We start from the raw sequence: 26167 nt of genomic DNA, 5'->3' as shown, positions 1-26167 counted from the left end.
GCTGCCGGGGACATGTGTGTCTGATACCGGATGAACCGCCCCTGAACCGAGGGCTCAGCGCACCCCGAAGACGGTGCGGTGCCAGTCCTTGCGGGCGATGGCGGTGTTGTCGTACATAACGTGCTTGACCTGCGTGTATTCGTCGAACGAGTAGGCCGACATGTCCTTCCCGAAGCCGGAGGCCCGGAAGCCGCCGTGCGGCATCTCGCTGACGATCGGGATGTGGTCGTTGATCCATACGCAGCCGGCCCGGATCTCCCGGGTGGCCCGGCCCGCGCGGTAGACGTCGCGCGTCCAGGCGGAGGCGGCCAGCCCGTACGGGGTGTCGCCGGCCAGAGCGAGGCCCTCGTCGTCGGTGTCGAAGGGCAGCACGGCCAGCACCGGGCCGAAGACCTCGGCCTGGACGATCTCGCTGTCCTGCGGGGCACCGGTGACCAGGGTGGGCCGGTAGTACGCACCGGCCGCCAGTTCGCCCCCGGGCGCCGTGCCCCCGGTGACCACGGTGGCGTACGTGCGCACCCGGTCGACGAACCCCGCGACGCGGTCCCGCTGGGCGTGCGAGACGAGCGGGCCGAGGTCGGTCGCGGGGTCGAAGGGGTCGCCGAGGCGGACGGAGGCCATCAGGTCGGCGACTCCCGCGACGAACGCCTCGTACAACGGCCGTTGGACGTACGCGCGCGTGGCGGCGGTGCAGTCCTGGCCGGTGTTGATCAGCGAGCCCGCCACGGCGCCGTGGACGGCCGCCTCCAGGTCGGCGTCGTCGAAGACGACGAAGGGGGCCTTGCCGCCGAGTTCGAGGTGGAGGCGTTTGACGGAGGCGGTGGCGAGTTCGGCGACGCGTCTGCCGACGGCGGTGGAGCCGGTGAAGGAGGTCATCGCGACCGCCGGGTGGCGCACGAGGTGTTCGCCCGCGTCCGGTCCGGCGCCCGTGACGACGTTGACCACGCCGTCCGGGATGCCGGCCGCGGTGGCCGCCTGCGCGAACATCAGCGAGGTGAGCGGGGTGAGTTCGGCGGGCTTGAGGACGACGGTGTTGCCCGCCGCGACGGCGGGGAGCACCTTCCAGGCCGCCATCTGCAGCGGGTAGTTCCAGGGGGCGATCGAACCGACGACGCCGACCGGTTCGCGCCGGATGTACGAGGTGTGGTCCGCGCTGTACTCGCCGGCCGCCCTGCCCTCCAGGTGCCGGGCGGCCCCGGCGAAGAAGGCGGTGTTGTCCACCGTGCCCGGGACGTCGAACTCGGCGCTGAGCCGCAGGGGTTTGCCGCACTGGAGCGACTCGGCGTGCGCGAAGTCCCGTGCCTGTGCGGCGAGTTCGGTGGCGAAGCGGTGCAGCGCGTCGGAGCGTTCGCCCGGCGTGGCCCCGGCCCACCCGGGGAAGGCCCGCCCGGCGGCGGCCACGGCCGCGTCCACGTCGGCCGGTCCGGCCAGTTCGCAGCGCAGGACCTCCGCGCCGGTGGCGGGGTCGACGACCGCGTGCGCACGGCCCGAGGTGCCCGGCCGCAGCCGGCCGCCGATGTACTGGACGCCCCCGGTGAAGCGCCCCTCCGCGTCGAACCGTTCCCGCACCACGCACTCTCCTCCGCATCGACCGACCGGAATTGATTGCCGATCCTGACAGAGCAATGCGGTAACAACAAGGGATTCCGTAGCAGTTTCTTAACTCGACGACGGAATCGGTGTGTTGTCAGAGGTCGCTGCAAGAATGGCCGGCATGAACGACACGGGGGAGAATCAACCGCACGCCGCCCGTTCGGCGGCGGAGCTGACGGCAGCCGTCCGGCGGGGCGAGCGCGTGAGGTACGTGCACTTCTGGGGGCACCGCCCGCGCCGCGACGGGAGCGTGGGTCCGGGGTGCTTCAGCCAGTGGTGGCCGTCGCCCTTCACGGTGGACGGCACGGTCTACGCCACGGCCGAGCACTGGATGATGGCGGGCAAGGCGCAGCTCTTCGGCGACGCCGAGGCGGAGGCCGCGGCGCTGGCAGCGGCCCATCCCAAACAGGCCAAGGACGCGGGCCGTTCGGTGCGCGGCTTCGACGAGGAGCAGTGGCGCCGGCACCGCTTCGAGCTGGTCGTGCAGGGCAGCGTCCACAAGTTCGCACAGCACCCGGAGCTGCGCGCCTACTTGCTGGGCACGGGCGACCGGGTGCTGGTGGAGGCCAGCCCGCTGGACCGGGTCTGGGGCATCGGGCTGGCCGCCGACGACGAGCGGGCGCAGGATCCCGCGCAGTGGCGCGGGCTGAATCTGCTGGGCTTCGCCCTGATGGAGGCGCGTCAGCGCCTGACGGGGAGCATCAGCGGTCCGGACGCGGCCGGCCGGTGCATATAGGCGCCGTAGGTGGCGTCGGGGTCCTCGTCGGGGAGGCGGCTGCCGTGGTGGCTCGCGGCCGTGATGTAGAGGGCGAGCATCAGTGCGGTGGCGAGGAGCGCCGCGCCGCCGAGCACCAGCCCGGCCAGCGCCTGCCCGCCGTTGGCGGCCAGGCCGGTCTTCGCCTTGTTGCGGCCGATCGCGCCGAGCACGATGGCCAGCACCCCGAGGATGACGCCGAACACGATCGTCGGCGAGAAGACGATGCCGACGATGCCGAGCACCAGGGCTGCGGTGCCGAGGGCGTTGTCGGGCCTCGGCCCGGGCTGCCAGCCGGGGGCGCCCCACGCGGTGCCGTAGACCGGCTGCCCGTACCCGTACGGCCCGGGGGCGTACGGCCCTTGGGGGTGCTGCGGGTGCGGGCCGGGTATGCCGCCCTGCCAGTAGGGCTGTTGGGGGTGCAGGCCGTACGGCCCGCCCTGGTACGCGCTCGGTGTGCCCGGCCCGGTCGGGGCCTGCGGTATCGGCGGCACGGCCTGCGGACCGGCAGGAACAGGAGGATCGGCAGGACTGGCCTGACCCACGGGACCGGCCTGACCCGCCGGACCGTCGCCGACGGCGGCGGCTGCGGCGGCGTCCTGCACCGGAGCGGCGTCGGAAGCGGCTGCCGGGGCCTCTCCCCCGGCCGGCGCCTGCGGTGGCACCGCCGCGGTGTCCGGTTTGTCCAGCGAGACCCGTTCCCCGGGCGGAGCCCACGGGTTCTGCTCCCGCTGCTCCTGCTGTGCTTCGCTGTTGCCGTCCTTGCCGGACATGGTCCTCCCCACTCGGTACCCCGTCATGCTAAGGCCTGAGGAAGGGCCCCGTGCCCGCCCCGCATACGATGACGGGCAGTCGCACCAGCCGCGCCAACAGCCCTGGAGGCCCGCATGTCCGCACTCGACCCGTTCATCGCAGGACTGCCGAAAGCGGAACTGCATGTGCACCACGTGGGCTCCGCGTCGCCGCGCATCGTCGCCGAACTGGCCGCCCGGCACCCCGACTCCCCGGTGCCGACCGACCCCGAGGCGCTGGCCGACTTCTTCACCTTCCGCGACTTCGCGCACTTCATCGAGGTCTACCTGTCCGTGGTCGACCTGATCCGCGACGCCGAGGACGTGCGCCTGCTGACGTATGAGGTCGCCCGCGACATGGCGCGGCAGAACATCCGCTACGCCGAGCTGACCGTCACCCCCTACAGCTCCACCCGCCGCGGCATCCCCGACGCGGCCTTCGTGGAGGCGATCGAGGACGCCCGCAAGGCGGCGGAGTCCGAGCTGGGCGTGGTGCTGCGCTGGTGCTTCGACATCCCCGGCGAGGCCGGGCTGGAGGCCGCCGAGGAGACGGCCCGGATCGCGTGCGACCTGAAGCCGGACGGCCTGGTCTCGTTCGGGCTCGGCGGCCCCGAGATCGGCGTCCCGCGGCCGCAGTTCAAGCCGTACTTCGACCGCGCCATCGCGGCCGGGCTGCACAGCGTCCCGCACGCCGGCGAGACGACGGGCCCGCAGACGATCTGGGACGCCCTCACCGAGCTGCGCGCCGAGCGCATCGGCCACGGCACCAGCGCCCCGCAGGACCCGAAGCTGCTGGCCCACCTAGCGGAGCACCGCATCCCGCTGGAGGTCTGCCCCACCTCCAACCTCGCCACCCGGGCCGTGCAGGACCTGGAGCAGCACCCGGTCCGGGAGATGGTCTCCGCCGGTGTCCTGGTGACGATCAACAGCGACGACCCGCCCATGTTCGGCACCGACCTCAACACCGAGTACGGCGTGGCCGCCCGCCTCCTGGACCTCGACGCCCCGGGCGTCGCCGCCCTCGCCAAGAACGCCGTCGAGGCCTCGTTCATGGACGCGGCCGGCAGGGCGGCGCTCACCGCGGAGATCGACGCCTACACGGCGGCCTGGCGCGGCTGACGTCCGCCCCGCCGCATCCGCCACAATGAGCACCATGGCCACCGCGTTCACCGCCGTCGCCCACCGCGGCGACCCGTACGTCCACCGCGAGAACACCCTGCCCTCGATCCGTTCCGCGGTGCGGGCGGGTGCCGGGGCGGTGGAGATCGACGTCCGGCTGACCCGCGACGGGGTGCCCGTCCTGCTGCACGACGCGACGCTGCAGCGGCTGTGGGGCGTGGACCGGCCGCTGGGCGCGCTCACCGCCGACGAGGTGCGCGAGCGGACCGGTGGCGGGGTGCCGACGCTGCGGGAGACCCTCGCGGAGGCGGCCGAAGTCGCCGACGGGGCACGGCTGTTCATCGACCTGCCCGACCCGTCGGCCGCCGCCGCTGCCGTCGCCGAGGTGCACGCGTCCGGTGCGGCCGGGCGCGTCTACTACTGCGGCGCCGCACCCTCGATGCTCGCGGTGCGCCGCGCGGACACCGCTGCGGAGATCGTCCTGACCTGGACCACGCTGGCCCCGCCCCGGCCGGACCTCCTCGCGGAGGTGCGGCCGCACTGGCTCAACTACCGCTTCGGGCTGGTGAGTCCGGAGCTGGTGGCCCGCAACCACGCGGACGGCCTGCTGGTCTCGGCGTGGACGGCGGACACGCGGCGCACGATGCGGCGGCTGCTGGCCGCAGGGGTCGACTCGATCACGACGAACCGCATCGGGACCCTGCGCGCGGTGGAGGCCTCCCGGGGGCTTCGCCCCCGGACCCCCTTGTCGCGGCTCCGCCGCTCGTCCTCAATCGCCGGACAGGCTGATTTCAGCCCGTCCGGCGATTGAGGACACCCGCTCACAGCCCCACGATCTCGTTCCACGTCCTCGTGAACTCGGGCCGTTCCCTGGCCGTCATGTCCCGTGCCGTCGCGAGCCGCTTGCGCATCTCCTCCGTCGGGAAGACCAGCGGGTTCTCCGCGAGGGCCGCCTCGTCCTTGTTCCTGGACGCCGCCAGGACCTCGCGTGCCGCGGGCACCGGGCAGACGTAGTTGACGGCGGCCGCCAGCCGGGCCGCCACCTCCGGCTCGTAGTAGTAGTCGATGATCCGCTCGGCATTGCTCTTGTGCGCCGCCAGGTTCGGGATCATCATGCTCTCCGCCCACAGCTCGGCCCCCTCCTCCGGCACCACGAACTCGATGTCGGGGTTGTCGGCCTGCAGCTGGATGATGTCGCCGGAGTAGGCCTGGCAGGCGAGCACGTCGCCGGACGACAGGTCCTTGATGTAGTCGTTGCCGGTGAAGCGGCGGATGTGCTTCGTGCGGACGAGCTCGCGCAGCCGGTCGGCCATGCGGTGGAAGTCGTCGGCGGTCCAGCGGGTGACGTCGGTGCCGTTGCCCTGCATCAGCAGGGAGAAGGCCTCGTCCATCCCGGCCAGCAGGGTGACCCGGCCGCGCAGGTCGTCCTTCCACAGGTCCGAGGTGTGCCGGATCTCGCGGCCGAGCTTCTTGCGGTTGTAGGCGATGCCGGTGATGCCCGACTGCCAGGGGACGGTGTGCCGCCGCCCGGGGTCGAAGGACGGCTTGCGCAGCAGCGGGTCGAGGTTGCGGGCGACATGGGGCTGGCGGTCCCGGTCCATCTCCTGGACCCAGCCGAGCCGGACGTAGCGGGCGCACATCCAGTCGCTGACGACGATGATGTCCCGGCCGGTCCGCTGGTGGTTCATCAGCGCCGGGCTGATCTTGCCGAAGAACTCGTCGTTGTCGTTGATCTCCTCGGTGTACTTCACCGAGATGCCGGTGCGCTTCTCGAAGTCGTCCAGCGTCGGCCGGCGCTGCGGGTCCTTCTCGTCGGTGTCGATGTAGAGCGGCCAGTTGGCGAAGACCAGCCGCCTGTCCGTGGCGGAACGATCCGCCGCGGCCCGGTCGCGCGGGGCGACGTAGGCGGCGGGCACACCGCAACCGGCGAGTGCGGCGGCCCCGGCGCCGGCGCCCAGCGCCCGCAGCAGGGTCCGGCGGGACAGGGGCTTCACGGGCTTCTCTCGCATTCCGGCAGGATGGCTGGTCACGGTGGGGCGGACAAGGGACGTCCTGTCCGGGAGCCGCCCGTCCGGCCCGACACCCTGACGGGGCCCGGTGCGGCGGCGCGGGGGCCGATGATATCCCGCCCGCCGCCGGCACCGGGCACGGCCCGGCAGGGGCCTCGTCCCGGCTCAGCCCAGCGAGGTCATCACGTGCTTGATGCGCGTGTAGTCCTCGAAGCCGTAGGAGGAAAGGTCCTTGCCGTAGCCGGACTTCTTGAAGCCGCCGTGCGGCATCTCGGCGACGAGCGGGATGTGCGTGTTGATCCAGACGCAGCCGAAGTCCAGGGCCTTGGACATCCGCATGGCCCGCGCGTGGTCCTTGGTCCACACCGAGGAGGCCAGCGCGTACTCGACGCCGTTGGCGTACTCGACGGCCTGCTGCTCGTCGGCGAAGGACTGGACGGTGATCACCGGGCCGAACACCTCGCGCTGGACGATCTCGTCGTCCTGCTTGAGGCCGGAGACGACGGTGGGCGCGAAGAAGAAGCCCTTCTCCCCCACCCGGCGGCCACCGGCCTCGACCTTGGCGTGGGCGGGCAGGCGCTCGATGAAGCCGGAGACCTGCTGCAGCTGGTTGGCGTTGTTGAGGGGGCCGTAGAGCACGTCCTCGTCGTCCGCCGGGCCGGTCTTGGTGTCGGCGGCCGCCTTGGCCAGGGCCGTCACGAACTCGTCGTGCACCGACTCGTGCACCAGCACGCGCGTCGCGGCCGTACAGTCCTGGCCGGCGTTGAAGTACCCCGCGACGGAGATCTCCTCGACGGCCTTGGCGATGTCGGCGTCCTCGAAGACGACGACCGGCGCCTTGCCGCCCAGCTCCAGGTGGACGCGCTTGAGGTCGCGGGAGGCGGACTCGGCGACCTGCATGCCGGCCCGCACGGAGCCGGTGATGGAGGCCATCGCGGGCACCGGGTGCTCGACCATCAGCCGGCCCGTCTCGCGGTCGCCGCAGATGACGTTGAACACGCCCTTGGGGTGGCCCAGTTCCTCCAGCACCCCGCCGATGATCTCGGCGAGCAGCACGGTGGAGGCGGGGGTCGTGTCGGAGGGCTTGAGGACGACGGTGTTGCCTGCGGCGAGCGCCGGGGCGAACTTCCACACGGCCATCATCATCGGGTAGTTCCACGGCGCCACCTGGGCGCAGACGCCCACGGGCTCGCGCCGGACGATGGAGGTCATCCCCTCCATGTACTCGCCGGCCGAGCGGCCCTCGAGCATCCGGGCGGCGCCCGCGAAGAAGCGGATCTGGTCCACCATCGGCGGGACCTCCTCGCTGCGGGTGAGCGCGAGGGGCTTGCCGGTGTTCTCGGACTCGGTCGTGATCAGCTCCTCGGCGCGCGCCTCGATCGCGTCGGCGATCTTGAGGAGGACCTTCTGCCGCTCGCCGGGGACCAGGTCGCGCCAGACGGGGAAGGCGGCCTGCGCGGCGGCCATGGCGGCGTCGACGTCGGCGGCGCCGGACAGCGGGGCGGTCGCATAGGCCTCGCCGGTGGCCGGATCCACCACGTCGGTGGTCCGCCCGTCGGCGGCGTCCCTGAACTCCCCGTCGATGTAGTTGCGCAGTCGACGCAGCTCGGTGGTCACAATGCGCCACCCCTTCTGTCCTTGTCCGATTGCTGAGATGCCCAGCCTAGTCAGTCGTGCCGCGCTTTCGACATACCCACACCACTCGAACAACGGAATCAGTGATTTATAAGATCCTAGACAACGAATTTCATCGCTCCGGGCTTGTCACACAGCCGAGTCCTCATGCACAGTGGTGCCCGTGGCCACTCGTAACGCAGACCTCAAGAGCGTGACCGGCACGCAGCCGATCGACGCCGTCTCCCTGGCGATCATCGAGCAGCTCCAGGAGGACGGCCGCCGCCCCTACGCGGCGATCGGCAAAGCGGTCGGACTGTCCGAAGCGGCGGTCCGGCAGCGCGTGCAGAAGCTGCTCGACCAGGGCGCGATGCAGATCGTCGCCGTCACCGACCCGCTCACCGTGGGATTCCGGCGGCAGGCGATGGTCGGCATCAACGTCGAGGGAGACCTCGACCCGGTCGCCGACGCCCTGACGGCGATGGACGAAGTGGAGTACGTCGTGGTGACGGCGGGCTCCTTCGATCTCCTCATCGAGATCGTGGCCGAGGACGACGACCATCTCCTCGAAACGATCAACAAGCGGATCCGCACCCTGCCCGGCGTGCGCTCCACGGAGAGCTTCGTCTACCTCAAGCTCCGCAAGCAGACCTATACCTGGGGAACCCGATAGCCGTGAGCAAGGACCGTTCCACCACCGCTTACGACCACCTGTGGATGCACTTCACCCGCATGTCGTCGTACGAGAAGAGCCCCGTCCCCGTCATCGTGCGCGGCGAGGGCACCTACGTCTACGACGAGCACGGCAAGCGCTACCTCGACGGTCTCGCCGGCCTGTTCGTGGTGCAGGCCGGCCACGGCCGCGCCGAGCTGGCCGAGGCGGCCGCCAAGCAGGCCCAGGAGCTCGCCTTCTTCCCCGTGTGGAGCTACGCGCACCCCAAGGCCGTCGAACTGGCCGAGCGGCTGGCCCACTACGCCCCGGGCGACCTCAACAAGGTCTTCTTCACCACCGGCGGCGGCGAGGCCGTCGAGACCGCGTGGAAGCTGGCGAAGCAGTACCACAAGCTCACCGGCAACCCCATGAAGTACAAGGTCATATCCCGCGCCGTCGCCTACCACGGCACGCCGCAGGGCGCCCTGGCCATCACCGGACTCCCGGCCCTCAAGGCCCCCTTCGAGCCCCTGGTCCCCGGTGCCCACAAGGTGCCCAACACCAACATCTACCGCGCGCCGATCCACGGCGACGACCCCGAGGCCTTCGGCCGCTGGGCCGCCGACCAGATCGAGCAGCAGATCCTCTTCGAGGGCCCCGACACCGTCGCCGCGGTCTTCCTGGAGCCCGTGCAGAACGCGGGCGGCTGCTTCCCGCCGCCTCCCGGCTACTTCCAGCGCGTGCGCGAGATCTGCGACACCTACGACGTGCTGCTCGTCTCCGACGAGGTCATCTGCGCCTTCGGCCGGCTCGGCACCATGTTCGCGTGCGACAAGTTCGGCTACGTGCCGGACATCATCACCTGCGCCAAGGGCATGACCTCCGGCTACTCCCCCATCGGCGCCGCCGTCGTCTCCGACCGCATCGCCGAGCCGTTCTTCAAGGGCAGCAACACCTTCCTGCACGGCTACACCTTCGGCGGCCACCCGGTCTCCGCGGCGGTCGCGCTCGCCAACCTCGACATCTTCGAGCGCGAGGGCCTCAACCAGCACGTCCTCGACAACGAGGCCGCGTTCCACGGCACCCTCTCCAAGCTGCACGACCTGCCGATCGTCGGCGACGTGCGCGGCAACGGCTTCTTCTACGGCATCGAGCTGGTGAAGGACAAGGTCACCAAGGAGTCGTTCACGCCCGAGGAGTGCGAGCGGCTGCTCTACGGCTTCGTCTCCAAGAAGCTCTTCGAGAACGGGCTGTACTGCCGCGCGGACGACCGCGGCGACCCGGTCGTCCAGCTAGCGCCGCCGCTGATCTCCGACCAGTCGACCTTCGACGAGATCGAACAGATCGTCCGCGGCGTCCTGACAGAGGCGTGGGAGAGGATCTGATCGACGTCCGGCGCATGGCCGCCGCAGCACACGGGTAGTCCTCGGGGCGGTTGGGACCGATGGGATGAGTCCGATGGGAGGAAAGTCGGTCTCCTGCGCCGAGCCTGGACGGAGGCTAGGATCCCGGTTCCGTACGGTGCCAGTGACCCAATGGCCTCCGGTTCGTTCACCCGGACAGGGGAACGGACCCTTCATTGACCCGAGGTGTGCTTCACATGGTGGCCCCGCCGGACAACGACGTGCTCTGGGCACGTGGCCTGCACTACTCCTACAGCGGTTCCCCCGCCCTCACGGGCGTCTCGATCGGTGTCCGCGAAGGCGAGGTCCTGGCTGTCACGGGGCCGCGCGGCGCCGGGAAGACCACGCTTCTGAAGTGCCTGTCGGGCCAGTTGCTGGCCGACCCCGGCGAGGTGTGGTTCAACAGCGCACCGGTGCACACGCTCTCCCGCGCCGCCCGCGAGCGGCTGCGCCGCGAGCGCTTCGGGTGGATCGACTCCACCCCGCACCTGGTCCCGGAGCTGTCGGGCTGGGAGAACGCGGCGCTCCCGCTGCTGGTGCGGGGCACGGCCCACCGGGCGGCCAAACAGACGGCCCTGGAGTGGCTGGAGCGGCTCGACGTCGGTGACTGTGCGCGCAAGAAGCCCGGTGCACTGACGCAGGCGCAGCGCCAGCGGATCGCCATCGCCCGCGCGCTGGCCGCCGAGCCGACCGTGGTCTTCGCCGACGAACCGACCGCCCCCCTGCACAGCGCCGACCGCGCCCAGGTGCTGCGCACCCTGACCACGGCCGCCCGCTCGCACCACATCACGGTCGTCCTGGCCACGCTGGACGACGAGAGCAGCGCACTTGCCGACCGCTCGGTCACGCTGGTCGACGGCCGCCGCGGCGGCGGAATCCCGGTGCCGGACGCGACCGAGGGGGAGGGCAGAGCGGCGTGCTCAGTCTCCGCCTAGCACGCGGGGCGCACCCGCTCGTCCTGCTGCGCCGGCTGCTGGTCGCACTGGCCGCGTCGGGGGTCGGTTTCCTGCTGCTGTGCACGCTGGGGTTCGCGGTGGCGCACCCCGGGCAGCCGGAGGAGTCGCTGGTGCGGCTGCTGTGGTGCGTGATCCCGCTGGCCGCCGCGGTGCAGTTCGCGGTCGCCGTGGCCCGTTCGGACCCGGCGACGCGTCCGCGCGACGGGCTGGACGCGGCGGGGTTCGGCCCGGTGCAGCTGTCGCTGCTCGCGGCGGCGTCGACCGCCGCGGCCTGCCTGGCCGGCAGCGGCCTCGCCCTCCTGGTCTACCTGGAACTCCGCGGCGACCTGGGCGGCACCCCGCTCAGCGGTGCGGCGGCGCATCTGCTGGATGCGGACGCCGGGCTCCCGTGGGGCGCGGCCCTCACCCTGCTGGGCCTGCTGCCCGCGCTCGCAGCAGGCGCGTGCGCCGTGCTGCTGCGCCCGCGCAAGGAGCGCACGGGCCGCGCCCCGGAGCCCGCCGGGCCGGGTGCCGCGGAGGGCGCGCGCCGCGAACCCCGGCCGACCTACGCCGGGTTGCCCTGGGGCGTCGCGGTCATTGCGACGGGCCTCGCCCTGGAGGCGTACGTGGGCCACGCCCCGGCGCCCGAGCCGGGCGCCCTGCTGGCGCTGCCGGGCCGGGAGGGATCCGCCTCCCCCGGCCTGCTCGGCGGCTGGCTGCTGGCCTGCGCCGGCCTGGTGCTGGCCGGGCCGGGCCTGACCCACTGGTGCGGGGCGCTGCTGGCCGCCGGACGGCCGGGGGCCGTGCGGCTGCTGGCCGGGCGGATACTGCAGGACGCCGCGACCCGGATCGGCAGGCCGCTCGGCGTGCTGTGCGCGGTCGCCTCCGGCGCCCTGGCCGCGGTCGAGCTCTACGGCGCGGCCTGGGAGAACTCGGGTCCCCGCCCGTTCGGTCCGCTCACCGGCCTGGGGGCCGCCGTGGTGATGGCCTGCGTCACGGCCACCGCGATCACCGCGGCCCTGGAGGCCCGGCAGACCCGCGGCGAGACCACGACGGCCCTGCTGCGCCTGGGGATTCCACTGTCCCTGCTGCGCGGCGCGGCCGCCGTGCGGACGTGCGTGATGCTGGCCGTGCTGACGCCGCTGACCTGGGCGGTCGCGGAGCTGGCCGCGCTCCCGCTCACCCGCTGACTGATCACGACTTTTGACCAGTTCTTGACTTGAAGCAACTCCGGCCCCGAAATCCACGTCTGCTACAGGCACGACGGTGTACTGATTTTCGGGTGAACGGAGCAATTGGTGATCATCGGCCTTGTGACGGCTGTCGCGGCCTCGGTCTGTTACGGCACGGGCTCGGTCCTGCAAGCCGTGGGCTCGCGGAAGTCGGCCCGCAGGGAGGCCGCAGCGGCCTCCGGCACGGGGACCACCCAGCACGGCGGACCGAGCCTCTCCTCGACCGCGAAGGCCGCGGTGACCTGGGAGTTCATGGTCGGCACGGTGCTGGACTTCCTGGGCTTCGGGCTCGGCGCGCTGGCCGCACGGATGCTGCCGCTGTTCCTCTCGCAGACGGTCATCAGCGCCAACCTCATCGTCACCGCCCTGCTGAGCATCAAGCTCCTGGGCATCCGGCTCACCAGGCCGGAGCGGATATCCATCGGCGTCGTCTGCTCGGCCCTGGTGCTGCTGGCCACGGCGGCGGGCCACGAGGGCAGCGGCGACGCCGCGATGTCCACGCACTGGTGGCTGCTGGTCATCTCCGTCGTGCTGATGGGCGGCGGCACCATCGCGGTGCGCCTGATGGGCTCGCGCGCCGCGATCCTCGCCGGCCTGCTGTCCGGCCTCGGCTTCGGCGCGATCGGCGTGGGCGTACGCATCCTGAACGGCATCGACCCCTTCGACCTGCCGACCCTCATCGCCGACCCGGCCCTCTACGCGATCCTCATCTCCGGCACGGTCGGCATGTACCTGCACACGGTCGCCCTGCAGATCGGCTCGGTGAACGGCGCCACGGCGGCCCTGGTCGTGGGCGAAACGGTCCTGCCCGGCATCATCGGCGTCATGTGGCTCGGCGACGCCTCCCGCGAAGGCTTCGCATGGGTGGCGATCCTGGGCTTCCTGCTGGCGGTGGCGGGCGCAGTGGCGGTGGCGTGGTTCGGCGAACCGGAGGGCCACTCGGCCGCGCCGGAACCGGAACGGGAACCCGAACCGGCCAGGTCATAGCGTTCGGGGCAATCGGGGGGCGGGCGAATACCGGGGGCCGGGGGCGGAGCCCCCGGTCACGGCCTCAGCGGAGGACGACCACCTCGGCCACGTCGAACCGCACCCCCACCCGCTCCCCCGGCCCCGGCGCCTCACCGAGCCGGCAAACCGCCTCCAACTCCGGCCCGCACTCGGGCCGCACCCGCACGGCCACCCGGTCCCCGCGGAACGTCCGCGAAACCACCTCGCCCGGCACCCCCTCCGCAACCGCCCCCAGCCGAACCCCGGCCGGCCGCACCAGCACCCGGCACACCCCCTCCGGCGTCCCCGCCGGCACCGGCACCCGGCCCCACACGGTGTCGGCCCGCTCCCCGCTCACCGTCGCCTCGACGATGTTGTCGAAACCGAGGAAGCGCGCCACGAACTCCGACGCCGGCCGCTGCCACACCTCCAGCGGGGTCCCCGACTGCGCGATGCGCCCGTCGCGCATCACCACCACCCGGTCGGCCAGCGCGAACGCCTCGCCCTGGTCGTGCGTGACGGCCAGCACGGTCGTCCCCAACCGCCCGAACAGCTCGCGCAGTTCGGCCACCAGCCGCTCGCGCAGGCCCCTGTCGAGCTGGCCGAGCGGTTCGTCCAGCATCAGCAGCCGCGGCTCCGGGGCGAGGGCCCGCGCCAGGGCGACACGCTGCTGTTCGCCGCCGGACAGCGCCGCGACCGCGCGCCGCTGCGCGCCCGGCAGACCCACGAGGTCGAGCAGCCCGGCGACCCTGCGCTCCGTCTCGGCCCGCCCGGCCCTGCGCATGCGCAGGCCGAAGCCGACGTTGCCCGCGACGTCCCGCTGCGGGAAGAGCTGGTGGTCCTGGAACATCAGGCCCACGCCGCGCTTGTGGACGGGCACACCGCCCTGGTCCTCGCCCCCGAGGAACACCCGCCCGGCGTCGGGGCGTTGCAGCCCGGCGACGACCCGCAGCAGCGTGGACTTGCCGCTGCCGCTCGGCCCGAGCACGCAGACGGTCTCGTGCTCGGCGACGTCGAGGTCCACGGCGTCCAGCACCGCACGCTCACCGAAGCGGACGGTCACGCCGTCGAGTCGCAGCATGGACATCAGAACTCTCCCGTACGGTCGGTGCGCAGGCGTTCCAGCACCAGCAGCGCCGCGGCGCACACCAGCATCAGGATCGTGCTGAGGGCCATCGCCTGCCCGTAGTTGAGCTCCCCGGGGCGGCCGAGCAGCCGGGCCACGGCCACCGGAAGGGTCGGGCTGTCGGGGCGGGCGATGAAGACGGTCGCCCCGAACTCGCCCAGCGAGACGGCGAAGGCGAAGCCCGCCGCGACCGCCAGCGCCCGCCCCACGAGCGGCAGGTCGACCTCGCGCCACGCCCGCAGCGGCGAGGCGCCCAGCACGGCGGCGGCCTCGCGCAGCCGGTGGTCGACCGCGCGCAGGACCGGCAGCATGGTCCGTACGACGAAGGGCACGCCCACCAGGGCCTGGGCCAGCGGCACCAGGATCCAGGACGTCCGCAGGTCCAGCGGGGGTTCGTCGAGGCTGATGAGGAAGCCGAATCCGACGGTGACGGCCGAGGTGCCCAGCGGCAGCATCAGCAGGGCGTCGAAACCGCGGACGAGCCTGCCCTCCCGCCGGGTCAGCGCCGCGGCGGCGAGACCGCCGACGACGACGGCGACGGCGGTGGCGGCCAGCCCGTAGGCCGCGGAGTTGCCGATGGCCTCCAGCGGGGCGACGACGAAGGTGCCGCCGTTGTCGCCGGCCGAGGCGAGGGCGCGGTAGAAGGCGAGCCCGTAGCCGTCGGGCCCGTCGAAGGAGCGCAGGACGAGGACGGCGAGCGGCAGGAGCACCAGCAGGGCGACCGTGCCGAGGACGGAGGCCAGCAGGGCCCACTGGCCCGCCCCCTGCGGGCGGCGCGCGGTCCGTGCCGCGCTCACCAGCCGCAGGGTGGCCTCGCGGCGGCGCACGGTCCGGGCGTGCACCGCGAGCAGCAGGGCCACGGCCAGGAACTGCAGCAGCGTGAGCACCGCGGCCGTGGGCAGGTCCAGCAGTTGTGCGGTCTGCTGGTAGATCTCCACCTCGAGCGTGGCGTAGCGCGGTCCGCCGAGGATCTGGACGACGCCGAAGGAGGTGAAGGTGAACAGGAAGACCATCAGCGCCGCCGCCGCGACGGAGGGCGCGAGCGCGGGCAGCGTCACGCGCCGCCAGGCGGCCAGACGGCCCGCACCGAGCACGCGGGCGGCCTCCTCCTGGCGGGGGTCGAGCTGGGCCCACAGGCCGCCGACGGTCCGTACGACCACGGCGTAGTTGAAGAAGACGTGGGCGACGAGGATCGCCCAGACCGTGGTGTCCAGGCGGATGCCCCACCACTCGTCCAGCAGTCCGCCGTGCCCCAGCAGCGCCAGGAAGGCGGAGCCGGCGACGACGGTCGGCAGCACGAACGGAACGGTGACCACGGCCCGCAGAAGCTGCTTGCCGGGGAAGTCGAAACGCGCGAAGACGTACGCGCCGGGGAGCGCGAGCGCGAGCGCGAGGGCCGTGGAGGCGGCGGCCTGCCACGTGGTGAACCACAGGACGTGGCCCGTCTCCGGATCGGCGAGCACCTCGCCGATCCGGCCGAACTGCCACTGCCCGTCGCTCTGCAGTCCGCGGGAGACGATCGAGGCGACGGGGAAGGCGAAGAAGACTCCGAAGAAAGCGAGCGGCAGGGCCATCAGACCGAGCCGCGTTACCGTCCGCCGGGCGGTCACACGGGGCGCCTTTTCGGCGTCCCGTGCGGTCACTCCGGAACGGTCCGCTTCGGGACGGCCTACTTCAGGACGAGCGAGGACCATGCCTTGACCCACTGGTCACGGTTCTTGGCGATCTTCTGCGGGTCGACGGTGGCCGAACTGTCGATCTGCGCGCCGTACTTGGTGAACACCTCGGGCAGCTTGGCGTCCTGGTTCGCCGGCTTGACGAACATCTGGAGCGGCATGTCCTCCTGGAACGTCTTGCTCAGCAGGAAGTCGATCAGGGCCTTGCCGCCGTCGGGGTTCTTGGCGCCCTTGAGCAGTCCGGCGAACTCGGTCTGCCGGAAGCACGTACCGGTCGCGACGCCGGTGGGGGCGTCCTTGGGGTCCGGCTGCGGCTTCATGTCGAGCACCTCGGCCGGCGGGCTGGAGGCGTAGGAGACGACGAGCGGCTTGTCGCCCTTGGCCTTCTTGCCGGCGGCGGAGCCGGAGAAGCGGCTGTTGTAGGCCTGCTCCCAGCCGTCGACGACCTCGACGTTGTTGTCCTTCAGCTTCTTCCAGTAGTCCTGCCACCCTCCCCCAGAGGCTTCGCCCTGGGAGGTACCCCCATCGCCGAACTTGGCAATGGTGGCGAGCTGGAAGGCGAGGCCCGGGGAGGAGGTGGCGGAGTTCTCCGTGACGAGGAGGTTCTTGTACTCCGGCTTGACCAGGTCGTCGAGCGTCTGCGGCGGGGCCAGCTTGTGGTCGGCGAAGTAGGCGCGGTCGTAGTTGACGCAGATGTCGCCCGTGTCGATGGGCGTCACGCGGTGCTGCGCGGCATCGAGCTGGAGGTCGCCGGGCACCCGGTCCAGGCCCTTGGCCTCGTACGAGGTGAACAGCTCGTTGTCGAGCGCGCGCGACAGCAGCGTGTTGTCGACGCCGAAGAAGACGTCGCCCTGCGGGTGGCTCTTGGAGAGGATGGCCTGGTTGACCGCCTGGCCCGCGTCGCCGCTCTTGAGCACCTTGACGGTGTAGCCGGTCTGCTGCGTGAACTCCTTGAGCACGGAGTCCGAGGCGGCGAAGGAGTCGTGCGAGACGAGCGTGACGGTCTTGTCGCCCTTGCCGCCCGACGACTCGGAGCTCTTCGAGCTGCCGGAGCCGCCGCACGCGGCGAGCGCGGGCAGGCCGAGCACGCCGACGAGGGCGGCCCCGAGGGCACGCCGGAGGGTGGTGTTCATGGTCGAGCTGACTCCCTACGCCGGTACTAACCGGATCAGGTCCGAGGGTCTGCGGGCCGTGCCGCACTCTCAGCGCTGTGTGCGCTCCCCTGTCGGATGTTCATTTGTGCGAATGATGCAGATGGACAGTATCAGCCGGGCAATCGGCCGGGCTCAGCGCTCGGTGGCGGCGAGCTGGCCGCAGGCCCCGTCGATCTCCTGACCGCGGGTGTCCCGGACGGTGACGGGCACGCCGTGCGCGGCGATCGCCGCGACGAAGGCCCGCTCGTCCTCGGGACGGGAGGCCGTCCACTTCGACCCCGGGGTGGGGTTGAGCGGGATCAGGTTGACGTGCACCCGCTTGCCCTTGAGCAGCCGGCCCAGCAGGTCGCCGCGCCACGCCTGGTCGTTGATGTCGCGGATCAGGGCGTACTCGATGGAGATCCGACGGCCGGACCTCTCCGCGTACTCCCAGGCGGCGTCCAGGACCTCGCGGACCTTCCAGCGGGTGTTGACCGGCACCAGGGTGTCGCGCAGCTCGTCGTCGGGCGCGTGCAGCGAGACCGCGAGGCGGCACTTGAAGCCCTCGTCCGCGAACCGGTGCATCGCGGGGACCAGGCCGACCGTGGAGACGGTGATGCCGCGCTGCGACAGCCCGAGGCCGTCCGGCTCGGGGTCGGTGAGCCGACGGATGGCACCGACCACGCGGTTGTAGTTGGCGAGCGGCTCGCCCATCCCCATGAAGACGATGTTGGACAGCCGCGCCGGGCCTCCGGGCACCTCGCCGTCGCGCAGCGCGCGCATGCCGTCCACGATCTGGTGCACGATCTCGGCGGTCGACAGGTTGCGCTCCAGACCGGCCTGACCGGTCGCGCAGAACGGGCAGTTCATGCCGCAGCCCGCCTGGGAGCTGATGCACATGGTGACGCGGTCGGGGTAGCGCATCAGCACCGACTCGACGAGCTTGCCGTCGTGCAGCCGCCAGAGGGTCTTGCGGGTGGTGTCGTTGTCGCACGAGATGTGCCGCACCACGCTCATCAGCTGGGGCAGCAGCTCGCTCGCGAGCTTCTCGCGCGCGGCGGCCGGGATGTCGGTCCATGCCTCCGGGTCGTGCGCGTACCGGGCGAAGTAGTGCTGGGACAGCTGCTTCGCGCGGAACGGCTTCTCGCCGATCGCGGCGACGGCCTCGCGGCGTTCGGCGGGGCTGAGGTCGGCAAGGTGCCGCGGGGGCTTCTTGGCTCCGCGGGGGGCGACGAAAGTGAGTTCTCCGGGCTTAGGCATGGTTCTTCCAGTGTCGCAGACGTACGGAACGGGGCCCGCCGTCCAGCGGACAGCAGGCCCCGTACCAATAAAAGTGCAGCTCAGGAGCCGACGAAGACCACCATCAGCAGCCAGACCACCGGCGCGGTCGGCAGCAGGGAGTCCAGCCGGTCCATGATCCCGCCGTGGCCCGGCAGCAGGGCGCCCATGTCCTTGATGCCCAGGTCCCGCTTGATCATGGACTCGCCCAGGTCGCCCAGGGTGGCGCTGACCGCGACCGCGAGGCCCAGCAGCAGGCCCTGCCACCAGGCGCCGTCGTCGATCAGGAACTGCATGCACAGCGCGCCCGCCACCATCGCGAACGCCACCGCGCCGACCAGGCCCTCACGGGTTTTGCCGGGGCTGATGCGCGGCGCGAGCTTGTGCTTGCCGAACCGCCAGCCCACCGCGTAGGCACCGGTGTCGCTGACCACCGTGAGGATCAGGAAGGTCAGCACCCGCCAGGCGCCGTCCCCCGCGGCCAGCATCAGCGCCACGAAGGTGGCCAGGAACGGCACGTAGAAGGCCGCGAAGAGGCCGGCGGTGACGTCCTTGAGGTAGTCATCCGGCGGCTCCGTCATCCGCCAGACGAGCACCGCGAGCGCGGTGAAGGCCATGGCGACCCAGGCGCCCTCGGAACCGTTGACGTAGCCCGCGACCACCATCGCCGCGCCGCCGATCGCCAGCGGCACCAGGGGAGCCCTGATGCCCTTCCGCTCCGCGAGCCGGGAGGTCAGCTCCCACAGCCCGACCACCACGGCGAGCACGATCACGCCGAGGAAGACGGGCTTGTAGACGAACAGGGAGGCGAGGATGACGGCACCGAGGCCGACCCCGACCCCTATCGCGGCCCGCAGGTCGCGGCCCGCGCTCTTCTTCGACGCCTGGGGGGCGGCGGGCTCCTGCGGCCGGATGTCGGGCTCCTGTTCATCGCGGAACAGGGGGCCGCCGACATGAGCGGCACCCTGCTCACGGTCGTCCTGGTCTCCGCCTGCGTCGGGCACGATGGGCATGGGGCGAGTCTGCGCCGCCAGGCCCGCCTCGTGCAGAGGACCCGCCGGGCCGACGGATCCCCCGTCGGGGGACCACCGGTGTCCCATGTGCGGCGGAGCTCCCCAGGATGCGTCGTTCATCAGACCTCGAGGAGCTCGGATTCCTTGTGCTTGAGCAGCTCGTCCACCTGCGCGACGTACTTCGCGGTGGTGTCGTCGAGCTCCTTCTCGGCGCGGCGCACCTCGTCCTCGCCGGACTCCTTGTCCTTGACCAGCTTGTCCAGGGAGTCCTTGGCCTTGCGGCGGACGGAACGGATGGAGACCTTCGCGTCCTCACCCTTGCCCTTGGCGACCTTGATGAACTCGCGACGGCGCTCCTCGGTGAGCTCGGGGAAGTTCACACGGATGATGTTGCCGTCGTTGCTCGGGTTGACGCCGAGGTCGGAGTCGCGGATGGCCTGCTCGATGTTGCGCAGCGCGCTCTTGTCGAACGGCGTGACGACGGCCATGCGCGGCTCGGGCACCGAGAACGACGCCAGCTGGTTGATCGGCGTCAGTGCACCGTAGTAGTCGGCCACGATCTTGTTGAACATCGCGGGGTGCGCACGCCCGGTGCGGATCGCCGCGAAGTCCTCCTTGGCGACCACAACGGCCTTCTCCATCTTCTCCTCGGCCTCGAGGAGGATCTCTTCGATCACCACTTGCTCCTGGTGTTATCAGTAAGCAGAGCCTCGCCCCTGCGCGCGTCTTCTCCTGCACGGTGTCCGACCGGCAGGCAGTTGTCCATCCCCGTGCCGAGGGTCTTCCCGCGGCGCGGAGTTGCCGCCCCGGGCCCGCCGAGGCCGTCGGCGGGCGGTACGGGCGGCCGTGCGGGCTCTCAGTCCCGCGAGCCCTGGTCGCTCACGAGCGTGCCGATCTTCTCACCCTTGACCGCACGGGCGATGTTGCCCTCGGCGAGCAGCTCGAAGACGAGGATCGGCAGCTTGTTGTCCATGCACAGGCTGATGGCCGTGGCGTCGGCGACCTTGAGGCCGCGGGCGAGCACCTCGCCGTACTCCAGCGCGTCGAACTTGACCGCGTCGGGGTTCTTCTTCGGGTCGTCGTCGTAGACCCCGTCGACGCCGTTCTTGCCCATGAGGATCGCCTCGGCGTGGATCTCCAGGGCGCGCTGGGCAGCGGTGGTGTCCGTGGAGAAGTAGGGCATGCCCATGCCCGCGCCGAAGATCACGACGCGGCCCTTCTCCAGGTGGCGCACGGCGCGCAGCGGGATGAACGGCTCGGCGACCTGGCCCATGGTGATGCCGGTCTGCACCCGCGTCTCGACGCCTTCCTTGACCAGGAAGTCCTGGAGGGCGAGGGAGTTCATCACGGTGCCGAGCATGCCCATGTAGTCCGAGCGGGCCCGGTCCATGCCGCGCTGCTGGAGCTCGGCGCCGCGGAAGAAGTTGCCGCCGCCGATGACGACGGCGATCTCGTAGCCCTCGCGGACCACGGCCGCGATCTCACGGGCGATGGCGTGCACGACATCGGGGTCGACGCCGAGCCCGCCGCCGCCGGCGAAGGCTTCACCTGACAGTTTCAGCAGGAACCGGCGACGTGTGTCCTTGGCGGCGCTGTTGTCGGCGGCCTGCGTGGCGTCCGCACCCTGATTCATTGGAATTCTCCTCGTGCACATACGAAGAAGGCCATTGCCGGACGGGTTCTCTTCGAATCCCTCTGCGGCAATGGCCTCCTCGTCACATCAGCGGCCGGCCGGTGGACGGTCGGCTGCATACGACCCTAGCGGGTCGCAGGTCGTTCGCTGCCCTGCCGGGCGGCTCAGGCGCCGACGCGGATGCGCGCGAAGCGCTTCAGCGTGACACCGGCCTCGTCCAGGATCTTCTGGACGGTCTTCTTGTTGTCCTTGGCGAAGGGCTGGTCCAGCAGGACCTGCTCCTTGAAGAAGCCGGTGACGCGACCCTCGACGATCTTCGGAAGGGCGGCCTCGGGCTTGCCCTCCTCGCGCGCGGTGGCCTCGGCGACGCGGCGCTCGTTCTCCACGACCTCGGCCGGGATGGCGTCGCGGGAGAGGAACTTCGGCGCGAAGGCGGCGATGTGCTGCGCGACGTCCTTGGCGACCTCGGCGTTCTCCTTGTCCAGCTCGACCAGCACGCCGACCTGCGGGGGCAGGTCCGCGGCGGTGCGGTGCATGTACGCGGAGACGTAGCCGTCGGCGAAGGCGGCGAAGCGGTCCACGACGATCTTCTCGCCGAGGGTGGCGTTGGCCTCGTCCACGAACGCCTGGACGGTCTTGCCGGCCTCGATCTCGGAGGCCATCAGGGCCTCGACGTCGGCCGGAGCGACCTTGGCGACGTGGGCGGCCAGGGCCTCCGCGACGGCCACGAACTTCTCGCCCTTGGCGACGAAGTCGGTCTCGCACTTGAGCTCGACGATGACGCCGGAGGTGTTGTCGGCGGCGATGCTCGAGACGACCGCACCGTTCTCGGTGGTGCGGCTCTCGCGCTTGGCCACGCCCTTCAGGCCCTTGACGCGGACGATCTCGACGGCCTTCTCGAGGTTGCCCTCGGCCTCGTCGAGCGCCTTCTTGCAGTCCATCATGCCGGCGCCGGTCTGCTCGCGGAGCTTCTTGACGTCAGCGGCGGTGAAGTTCGCCATCCTTGAATCCTTCTCGTGCACTACGCCTGGTCCCGGGCCCTGGGCTCCGGGCATGGGCTGGTCCGTCTTGAGGTCACCACAACGACCGGGCCCCGTCCAACGGACGGGATCCGGCCGTGGATCCACCGGGACACCGCGGGGGCACCGGCCCCCGCGGTGCGGTGCGGCAGGTCAGGCCTGCTCGGCGTCCGTGGCCGGCTTCTCGGCCTCGGCGGGGGCCTCGGCAGGGGCCTCGGCGGCGGCGGGGGCCTCGGCCTCGTCGGCCTTCTTCTCGCCCTCGAGCAGGTCGCGCTCCCACTCGGCCAGCGGCTCGCCCGCGGCCTTCTCGCCCTTGCCCTCGGTGGCAACACCGGAGCGGGCGATGAGGCCCTCGGCGACGGCGTCGGCGATCACGCGGGTGAGCAGGGTGACGGAGCGGATGGCGTCGTCGTTGCCCGGGATCTTGTAGTCGACCTCGTCGGGGTCGCAGTTGGTGTCGAGGATGGCGACGACCGGGATGCGGAGCTTGCGCGCCTCACCGACGGCGATGTGCTCCTTCTTGGTGTCGACGACCCAGACGGCGCTCGGCACCTTCTGCATCTCGCGGATGCCGCCGAGGGTCTTCTCCAGCTTGGCCTTCTCGCGGGAGAGGACCAGGAGCTCCTTCTTGGTGAGGCCGGAGGCGGCCACGTCCTCGAAGTCGATGAGCTCGAGCTCCTTCAGGCGCTGCAGGCGCTTGTAGACGGTCGAGAAGTTGGTGAGCATGCCGCCCAGCCAGCGCTGGTTGACGTAGGGCATGCCGACGCGGGTCGCCTGCTCGGCGATGGCCTCCTGGGCCTGCTTCTTCGTGCCGACGAACATGATGGAGCCGCCGTGCGCGACGGTCTCCTTGACGAACTCGTAGGCGCGGTCGATGTACGACAGCGACTGGAGCAGGTCGATGATGTAGATGCCGTTGCGCTCCGTGAAGATGAAACGCTTCATCTTCGGGTTCCAACGACGGGTCTGGTGACCGAAGTGGACGCCGCTCTCCAGCAGCTCCCGCATCGTGACGACGGCCATGGCCGCGCTCCTTGAGATACTCGGTTTCCACGGCGGCCGGCCGGCCGCCGCTCCTGACGCCCCGACGCGCCAGCCGTCACACTCCGTGTGCACACAGGAGATGCCGGACCGAGGGACACGTCCACCGGGCAACCGGTGGCGGGGCGTGCGAAGTCGACCCGGTGACCCGGATCGCCATGAGAAGTGTACGGGACCGGAGAAGGCCCGGGTGACGGCGTTGTGCACAACCCGCGAGTAGTCCACAGATCCCGGTCAAGATCCCCGCAATCCGCCGCGATCCGTCACCGTGAGCACATGCGACGGCACCACGTGCAACAGCACGCATCCGGTCTCTTCCGCCTCTTCGGTCTCTTCTGTCTGGCGGTGGCGCTCTGTATCTGCGCCCCGCCCGCCGGTGCGGCACTGCTGTCGGCGGCCCCGGCCGGCCGCGGTGCGGACCGGGCCTGGCCCGTGGCGGGGGCGCGGGGCGGGCGGCCGCCGGTGGTGCGGGGCTGGGAGCCGCCGCCGGTGCGCTGGGCGGCCGGGCACCGCGGCGTGGATCTCGGCGCCCGCGCGGGCGCCCCGGTGCGGGCGGCCGCGCCGGGCATGGTGTCCTTCGCGGGGACGGTCGCGGGCCGCGGCGTGCTGTCGGTGGAGCTGGACGGGACCGGCAGCCCGCCCCTGCGCACGACGTACGAACCGGTGCGGGCGACGGTGCACGAGGGCGACTACGTGGCGGCGGGCCAGGTGGTGGGCCTCCTCGACGCGGGCCTCTCCCACTGCCCGGGAAGCTGCCTGCACTGGGGGCTGCTGCGCGGGGACGTCTATCTCGATCCGCTGAGCCTGCTGCCGCCGTGGATGCTGCGGCGCCCGCCGTCGCGGCTGCTGCCGCTGACCGGGCGTCTGGGGAGCACGGCCGCGGCCTCAGCCGCGGACGCCCCGCAGGGCCATGGAGACGGCGGCCTCGGTGATGTGCCCCGGGTCCTCGGCCGCACCGAGCTCGATGCGGCGCACCGCGGCGTCGACGACGCCCTGGAGCAGCATCGCGGCCAGCCGGGGCTGGTCGTGGCCCAGATCCTGGAGGGCCTCCACGACCATGGCGATCAGCCCGCCGTGCGCGGCGCGGATCTTCTCGCGGGCACCGGCGTCCAGCTCGCCCGCGGAGATGGCGACCACGGCCCGGTGCCGGCGGTCGCCGACGAGCGCCAGCTGCCGGCGCACATAGGCCTCGATCTTGTCCTCGGGGGTGGCGGCGCGCTCCATCGCGGCCTCGACCTCGGCGGCCCAGACGGGGAAGTCGACGGCGCACAGCTCCTCGACCACAGCCGCGCGCGAGCGGAAGTACTCGTAGACGGAGGACCGCGCGAGTCCGGTGCGCTCGGCGAGGGCGGGGAAGGTCAGCGCCTCCGTACCGCCTTCGGACAGCAGGGAGCGGGCGGCGTCGAGCAGGGCGCCGCGCTGCATGGTCCGGTGCTCGGCCACTGAGGCCGCTCGAATCCTGGGCACGGTCCCACTTTACGGATCTGCCCTGTGGAGGACGACGGTGGAGGGGATGTTTTGGAGGGACGATTCAGCGTCCGACGTCCGCCAGCTTGGCCCTCAGCTGGAGCACGGACTTGGTGTGGATCTGGCTGACCCTGCTCTCCGTGACGCCGAGCACGTGGCCGATCTCGGCGAGGGTGAGGCCCTCGTAGTAGTAGAGGGTCACCACCGTCTTCTCCCGGTCGGGAAGGGTGTTGATGGCGCGGGCCAGCAGGCGGCGCAGCTCGTGGTCCTCGGCGACCTCGACGGGGTCGTCGGCGGTGGTGTCCTCCAGCGTGTCCATCAGGCTCAGCCGGTCGCCGGCCTCGCCGCCCGCGTGCAGCAGCTCCTCCAGGGCCACCACGTTGGCCAGCGACAACTGACTGAAGACGGAGTGCAGTTCGTCGAGCGGAATGCCCATCTCCGCCGCCACCTCGGCCTCGGTGGGCGTGCGGTGCAGGGCGGCCTCCAGGGTGGCGTACGCACGCTCGACGGCCCGTGCCTTCTGCCGGACCGAGCGCGGGATCCAGTCCAGCGCCCGCAGTTCGTCGATCATGGCACCGCGGATCCGGGTGATCGCATAGGTCTCGAACTTGATCGACCGCGCGGGGTCGAACTTCTCGATGGCGTCGATGAGTCCGAAGACCCCGGACGAGACGAAGTCCGCCTGCTCGACGTTGGGCGGCAGGCCCACGCTGACGCGCCCCGCCACGTACTTCACCAGCGGCGAGTAGTGGAGGATCAGTTGCTCCCGCAGCCGGTCGTCGCCCGAGGTCTTGTACGCCTGCCACAGCTCTTCGAGCGTGGCGGGCGCGGGCGGGCGCACGGCGCCGCGGGCCGCGGGAGGGGCCGCCGCGCGGTCGGAACCCGAGGTGTGCCGGTGCATGCGTCGTCTTGAGCCGTTCTGCTGTGACGTGGATCGGGTGGTGCGGATGGCTGGAATCCCGTGAGCGTAGCGTGACTGGAGCACTGCGGTGCGCGAGGAGACCCCTTCGGTGTGCGCAGATACGTTCCGCGGACCGCACGTCACGGCGACGGCCGCGGGGCGCCCGCGACGGCAGGGGGCCCGTCACGGGGCCGCAGCGGTCGTCCTCTTCACCCTTTCACCCGATCACCCCAGGTCAAGCACCGCCTCGCCGCACACCGGCTTGCCGTCCGGGGGGCTTGGGGGTGCCGGATGTTGACGCCGTGGCAGCCAACTGCCAGAGGTCACCCTGTCGTTCCACGAAGCCCAGGGCCTGGAGCTCGTAGAGCCGGGCCAGGGCCCGCTCCCGTCCCATCCCGGCCTCGCGGGCGATCGCGCGGGCCTGTGCGCCCCCGCGCGCGGGCACCGCCTCCAGCGCCCTGGCCGCCTCGGGGTCGAGCAGGTCCCGGGCCACCACCGGCCCCCGGCGCAGCGGCGCCAGCTCCCCCATCACGCCGACGAGCTCGGCGACATCGTCGGCGTCGGACACCAGGCACGCGCCCTCGCGCAGCAGTTCGTGCACCCCGGCCGAGAGCCCCGAAGTGACGGGCCCGGGCACACCCATGGTGTACCGCCCCAGCTCCCGCGCCCGCCGCGCCGTGACGAGCGATCCGCTGCGGTACTCGGCCTCGACGACCACGGTGCCGCGCGTGAGGGCCGCGATGACCCGGTTCCGGAGCACGAACCTTCTCTGCACTTCACTCCAAGGTGGT

24 protein-coding genes, 1 pseudogene and 1 riboswitch are annotated in these 26167 nt (G+C 71.6%); of the genes and pseudogenes, 9 read left to right on the top strand and 16 right to left on the bottom strand.

Annotated features, from left to right (window positions below):
- Positions 1–54: 54 nt before the first annotated feature.
- Positions 55–1569: a gamma-aminobutyraldehyde dehydrogenase gene (locus ACLHRZ_RS32185; protein ID WP_490422144.1), complete on the bottom strand. Its 1515-nt coding sequence runs from the start codon at positions 1567–1569 to the stop codon at positions 55–57.
- 145 nt (positions 1570–1714) lie between these two features.
- Between ACLHRZ_RS32185 and ybiA the strand changes: the two genes are divergently transcribed.
- On the top strand, positions 1715–2329 hold the full coding sequence (gene ybiA, locus ACLHRZ_RS32180) for a riboflavin biosynthesis intermediates N-glycosidase (RefSeq protein WP_490422125.1): 615 nt from the start codon (positions 1715–1717) through the stop codon (positions 2327–2329).
- On the opposite strand, the gene ACLHRZ_RS32175 is transcribed toward ybiA, so the two are convergent.
- Entirely contained in the window at positions 2275–3120 is an 846-nt protein-coding gene (locus ACLHRZ_RS32175) for a DUF4190 domain-containing protein (protein WP_490422124.1), read from the bottom strand. The two genes, ybiA and ACLHRZ_RS32175, sit on opposite strands and share 55 nt — an antisense overlap.
- Before the next feature lie 114 nt (positions 3121–3234).
- Between ACLHRZ_RS32175 and ACLHRZ_RS32170 the strand changes: the two genes are divergently transcribed.
- Complete coding sequence (locus ACLHRZ_RS32170) at positions 3235–4257, top strand: adenosine deaminase (protein WP_490422123.1); 1023 nt, start codon at positions 3235–3237, stop codon at positions 4255–4257.
- 25 nt (positions 4258–4282) lie between these two features.
- Complete coding sequence (locus tag ACLHRZ_RS32165) at positions 4283–5068, top strand: glycerophosphodiester phosphodiesterase (RefSeq protein ID WP_490422122.1); 786 nt, start codon at positions 4283–4285, stop codon at positions 5066–5068.
- A 10-nt stretch (positions 5069–5078) separates the two neighbouring features.
- Here ACLHRZ_RS32165 and ACLHRZ_RS32160 read toward each other — a convergent pair whose 3' ends face one another.
- Together ACLHRZ_RS32160 and ACLHRZ_RS32155 are read right to left on the bottom strand one after the other, a co-directional pair.
- Positions 5079–6266 (bottom strand): polyamine ABC transporter substrate-binding protein, encoded by a 1188-nt coding sequence (locus ACLHRZ_RS32160; RefSeq protein ID WP_490422121.1) that lies wholly within the window; start codon positions 6264–6266, stop codon positions 5079–5081.
- A 165-nt stretch (positions 6267–6431) separates the two neighbouring features.
- Positions 6432–7883, bottom strand: a complete 1452-nt coding sequence (locus tag ACLHRZ_RS32155) for a gamma-aminobutyraldehyde dehydrogenase (RefSeq protein WP_490422120.1) — start codon at positions 7881–7883, stop codon at positions 6432–6434.
- 175 nt (positions 7884–8058) lie between these two features.
- On the opposite strand from ACLHRZ_RS32155, the gene ACLHRZ_RS32150 reads away from it, so the two are divergent.
- The 5 genes from ACLHRZ_RS32150 to ACLHRZ_RS32130 all read left to right on the top strand — a co-directional run bounded on the left by ACLHRZ_RS32150 (position 8059) and on the right by ACLHRZ_RS32130 (position 13089).
- The gene (locus ACLHRZ_RS32150; RefSeq protein WP_390776752.1) at positions 8059–8553 is read left to right on the top strand and encodes an Lrp/AsnC family transcriptional regulator; all 495 of its coding nucleotides are present in this window, start codon (positions 8059–8061) and stop codon (positions 8551–8553) included.
- Entirely contained in the window at positions 8538–9917 is a 1380-nt protein-coding gene (locus ACLHRZ_RS32145) for an aspartate aminotransferase family protein (RefSeq protein ID WP_490422143.1), read from the top strand. The genes ACLHRZ_RS32150 and ACLHRZ_RS32145 overlap by 16 nt, the downstream gene beginning before the upstream one ends.
- A 215-nt stretch (positions 9918–10132) precedes the next feature.
- Complete coding sequence (locus tag ACLHRZ_RS32140) at positions 10133–10870, top strand: ABC transporter ATP-binding protein (protein ID WP_490422119.1); 738 nt, start codon at positions 10133–10135, stop codon at positions 10868–10870.
- A complete protein-coding gene (locus ACLHRZ_RS32135; RefSeq protein ID WP_490422118.1) occupies positions 10852–12060 on the top strand; it encodes a hypothetical protein in 1209 nt (402 codons plus the stop codon). The genes ACLHRZ_RS32140 and ACLHRZ_RS32135 overlap by 19 nt, the downstream gene beginning before the upstream one ends.
- Positions 12061–12168: 108 nt before the next feature.
- Complete coding sequence (locus tag ACLHRZ_RS32130; protein WP_490422117.1) at positions 12169–13089, top strand: hypothetical protein; 921 nt, start codon at positions 12169–12171, stop codon at positions 13087–13089.
- A 64-nt stretch (positions 13090–13153) separates the two neighbouring features.
- Here the strand turns inward: ACLHRZ_RS32130 and ACLHRZ_RS32125 are convergent, their stop codons facing one another.
- From ACLHRZ_RS32125 to rpsB, 9 genes are all read right to left on the bottom strand, one after another.
- On the bottom strand, positions 13154–14176 hold the full coding sequence (locus ACLHRZ_RS32125; protein ID WP_490422116.1) for an ABC transporter ATP-binding protein: 1023 nt from the start codon (positions 14174–14176) through the stop codon (positions 13154–13156).
- Positions 14176–15789: an ABC transporter permease gene (locus ACLHRZ_RS32120; RefSeq protein ID WP_490422142.1), complete on the bottom strand. Its 1614-nt coding sequence runs from the start codon at positions 15787–15789 to the stop codon at positions 14176–14178. Before ACLHRZ_RS32120 ends, ACLHRZ_RS32125 begins: the two co-directional genes overlap by 1 nt.
- A 95-nt stretch (positions 15790–15884) precedes the next feature.
- Positions 15885–17024, bottom strand: a complete 1140-nt coding sequence (locus ACLHRZ_RS32115) for a thiamine ABC transporter substrate-binding protein (protein WP_490422115.1) — start codon at positions 17022–17024, stop codon at positions 15885–15887.
- Positions 17020–17125, bottom strand: a riboswitch (TPP riboswitch). (Overlaps the previous gene by 5 nt.)
- A 52-nt stretch (positions 17126–17177) precedes the next feature.
- Positions 17178–18284 (bottom strand): dual-specificity RNA methyltransferase RlmN, encoded by a 1107-nt coding sequence (rlmN, locus tag ACLHRZ_RS32110; protein ID WP_336415629.1) that lies wholly within the window; start codon positions 18282–18284, stop codon positions 17178–17180.
- Between the two features lie 80 nt (positions 18285–18364).
- Positions 18365–19435 (bottom strand): phosphatidate cytidylyltransferase, encoded by a 1071-nt coding sequence (locus ACLHRZ_RS32105; RefSeq protein ID WP_490422114.1) that lies wholly within the window; start codon positions 19433–19435, stop codon positions 18365–18367.
- A complete protein-coding gene (gene frr, locus ACLHRZ_RS32100) occupies positions 19435–19992 on the bottom strand; it encodes a ribosome recycling factor (RefSeq protein ID WP_490422113.1) in 558 nt (185 codons plus the stop codon). The genes ACLHRZ_RS32105 and frr overlap by 1 nt, the downstream gene beginning before the upstream one ends.
- Before the next feature lie 179 nt (positions 19993–20171).
- Complete coding sequence (gene pyrH / locus ACLHRZ_RS32095; RefSeq protein WP_490422112.1) at positions 20172–20948, bottom strand: UMP kinase; 777 nt, start codon at positions 20946–20948, stop codon at positions 20172–20174.
- Between the two features lie 164 nt (positions 20949–21112).
- A complete protein-coding gene (tsf, locus tag ACLHRZ_RS32090; protein WP_490422111.1) occupies positions 21113–21949 on the bottom strand; it encodes a translation elongation factor Ts in 837 nt (278 codons plus the stop codon).
- Positions 21950–22120: 171 nt separating this feature from the next.
- Positions 22121–22990 (bottom strand): 30S ribosomal protein S2, encoded by an 870-nt coding sequence (rpsB, locus tag ACLHRZ_RS32085; protein WP_490422110.1) that lies wholly within the window; start codon positions 22988–22990, stop codon positions 22121–22123.
- Positions 22991–23284: 294 nt separating this feature from the next.
- On the opposite strand from rpsB, the pseudogene ACLHRZ_RS32080 reads away from it, so the two are divergent.
- Positions 23285–23746 (top strand): annotated as a pseudogene (locus tag ACLHRZ_RS32080) (peptidoglycan DD-metalloendopeptidase family protein); the annotation flags it as partial.
- A gap of 147 nt (positions 23747–23893) precedes the next feature.
- Here the strand turns inward: ACLHRZ_RS32080 and ACLHRZ_RS32075 are convergent.
- The 3 genes from ACLHRZ_RS32075 to ACLHRZ_RS32065 all read right to left on the bottom strand — a co-directional run.
- On the bottom strand, positions 23894–24451 hold the full coding sequence (locus ACLHRZ_RS32075; protein ID WP_490422141.1) for a TetR/AcrR family transcriptional regulator: 558 nt from the start codon (positions 24449–24451) through the stop codon (positions 23894–23896).
- An 88-nt stretch (positions 24452–24539) separates the two neighbouring features.
- Entirely contained in the window at positions 24540–25376 is an 837-nt protein-coding gene (whiG, locus tag ACLHRZ_RS32070) for an RNA polymerase sigma factor WhiG (protein ID WP_490422109.1), read from the bottom strand.
- 235 nt (positions 25377–25611) lie between these two features.
- On the bottom strand, positions 25612–26167 hold a 556-nt coding region (locus ACLHRZ_RS32065; protein WP_490422108.1), incomplete at its 5' end, for a DNA-processing protein DprA.

It is taken from the genome of Streptomyces sp. AM25, assembly GCF_058146165.1.
Note: the sequence above shows the minus strand (reverse complement) of the source record. Positions and strands in the feature narration are given on the sequence as shown.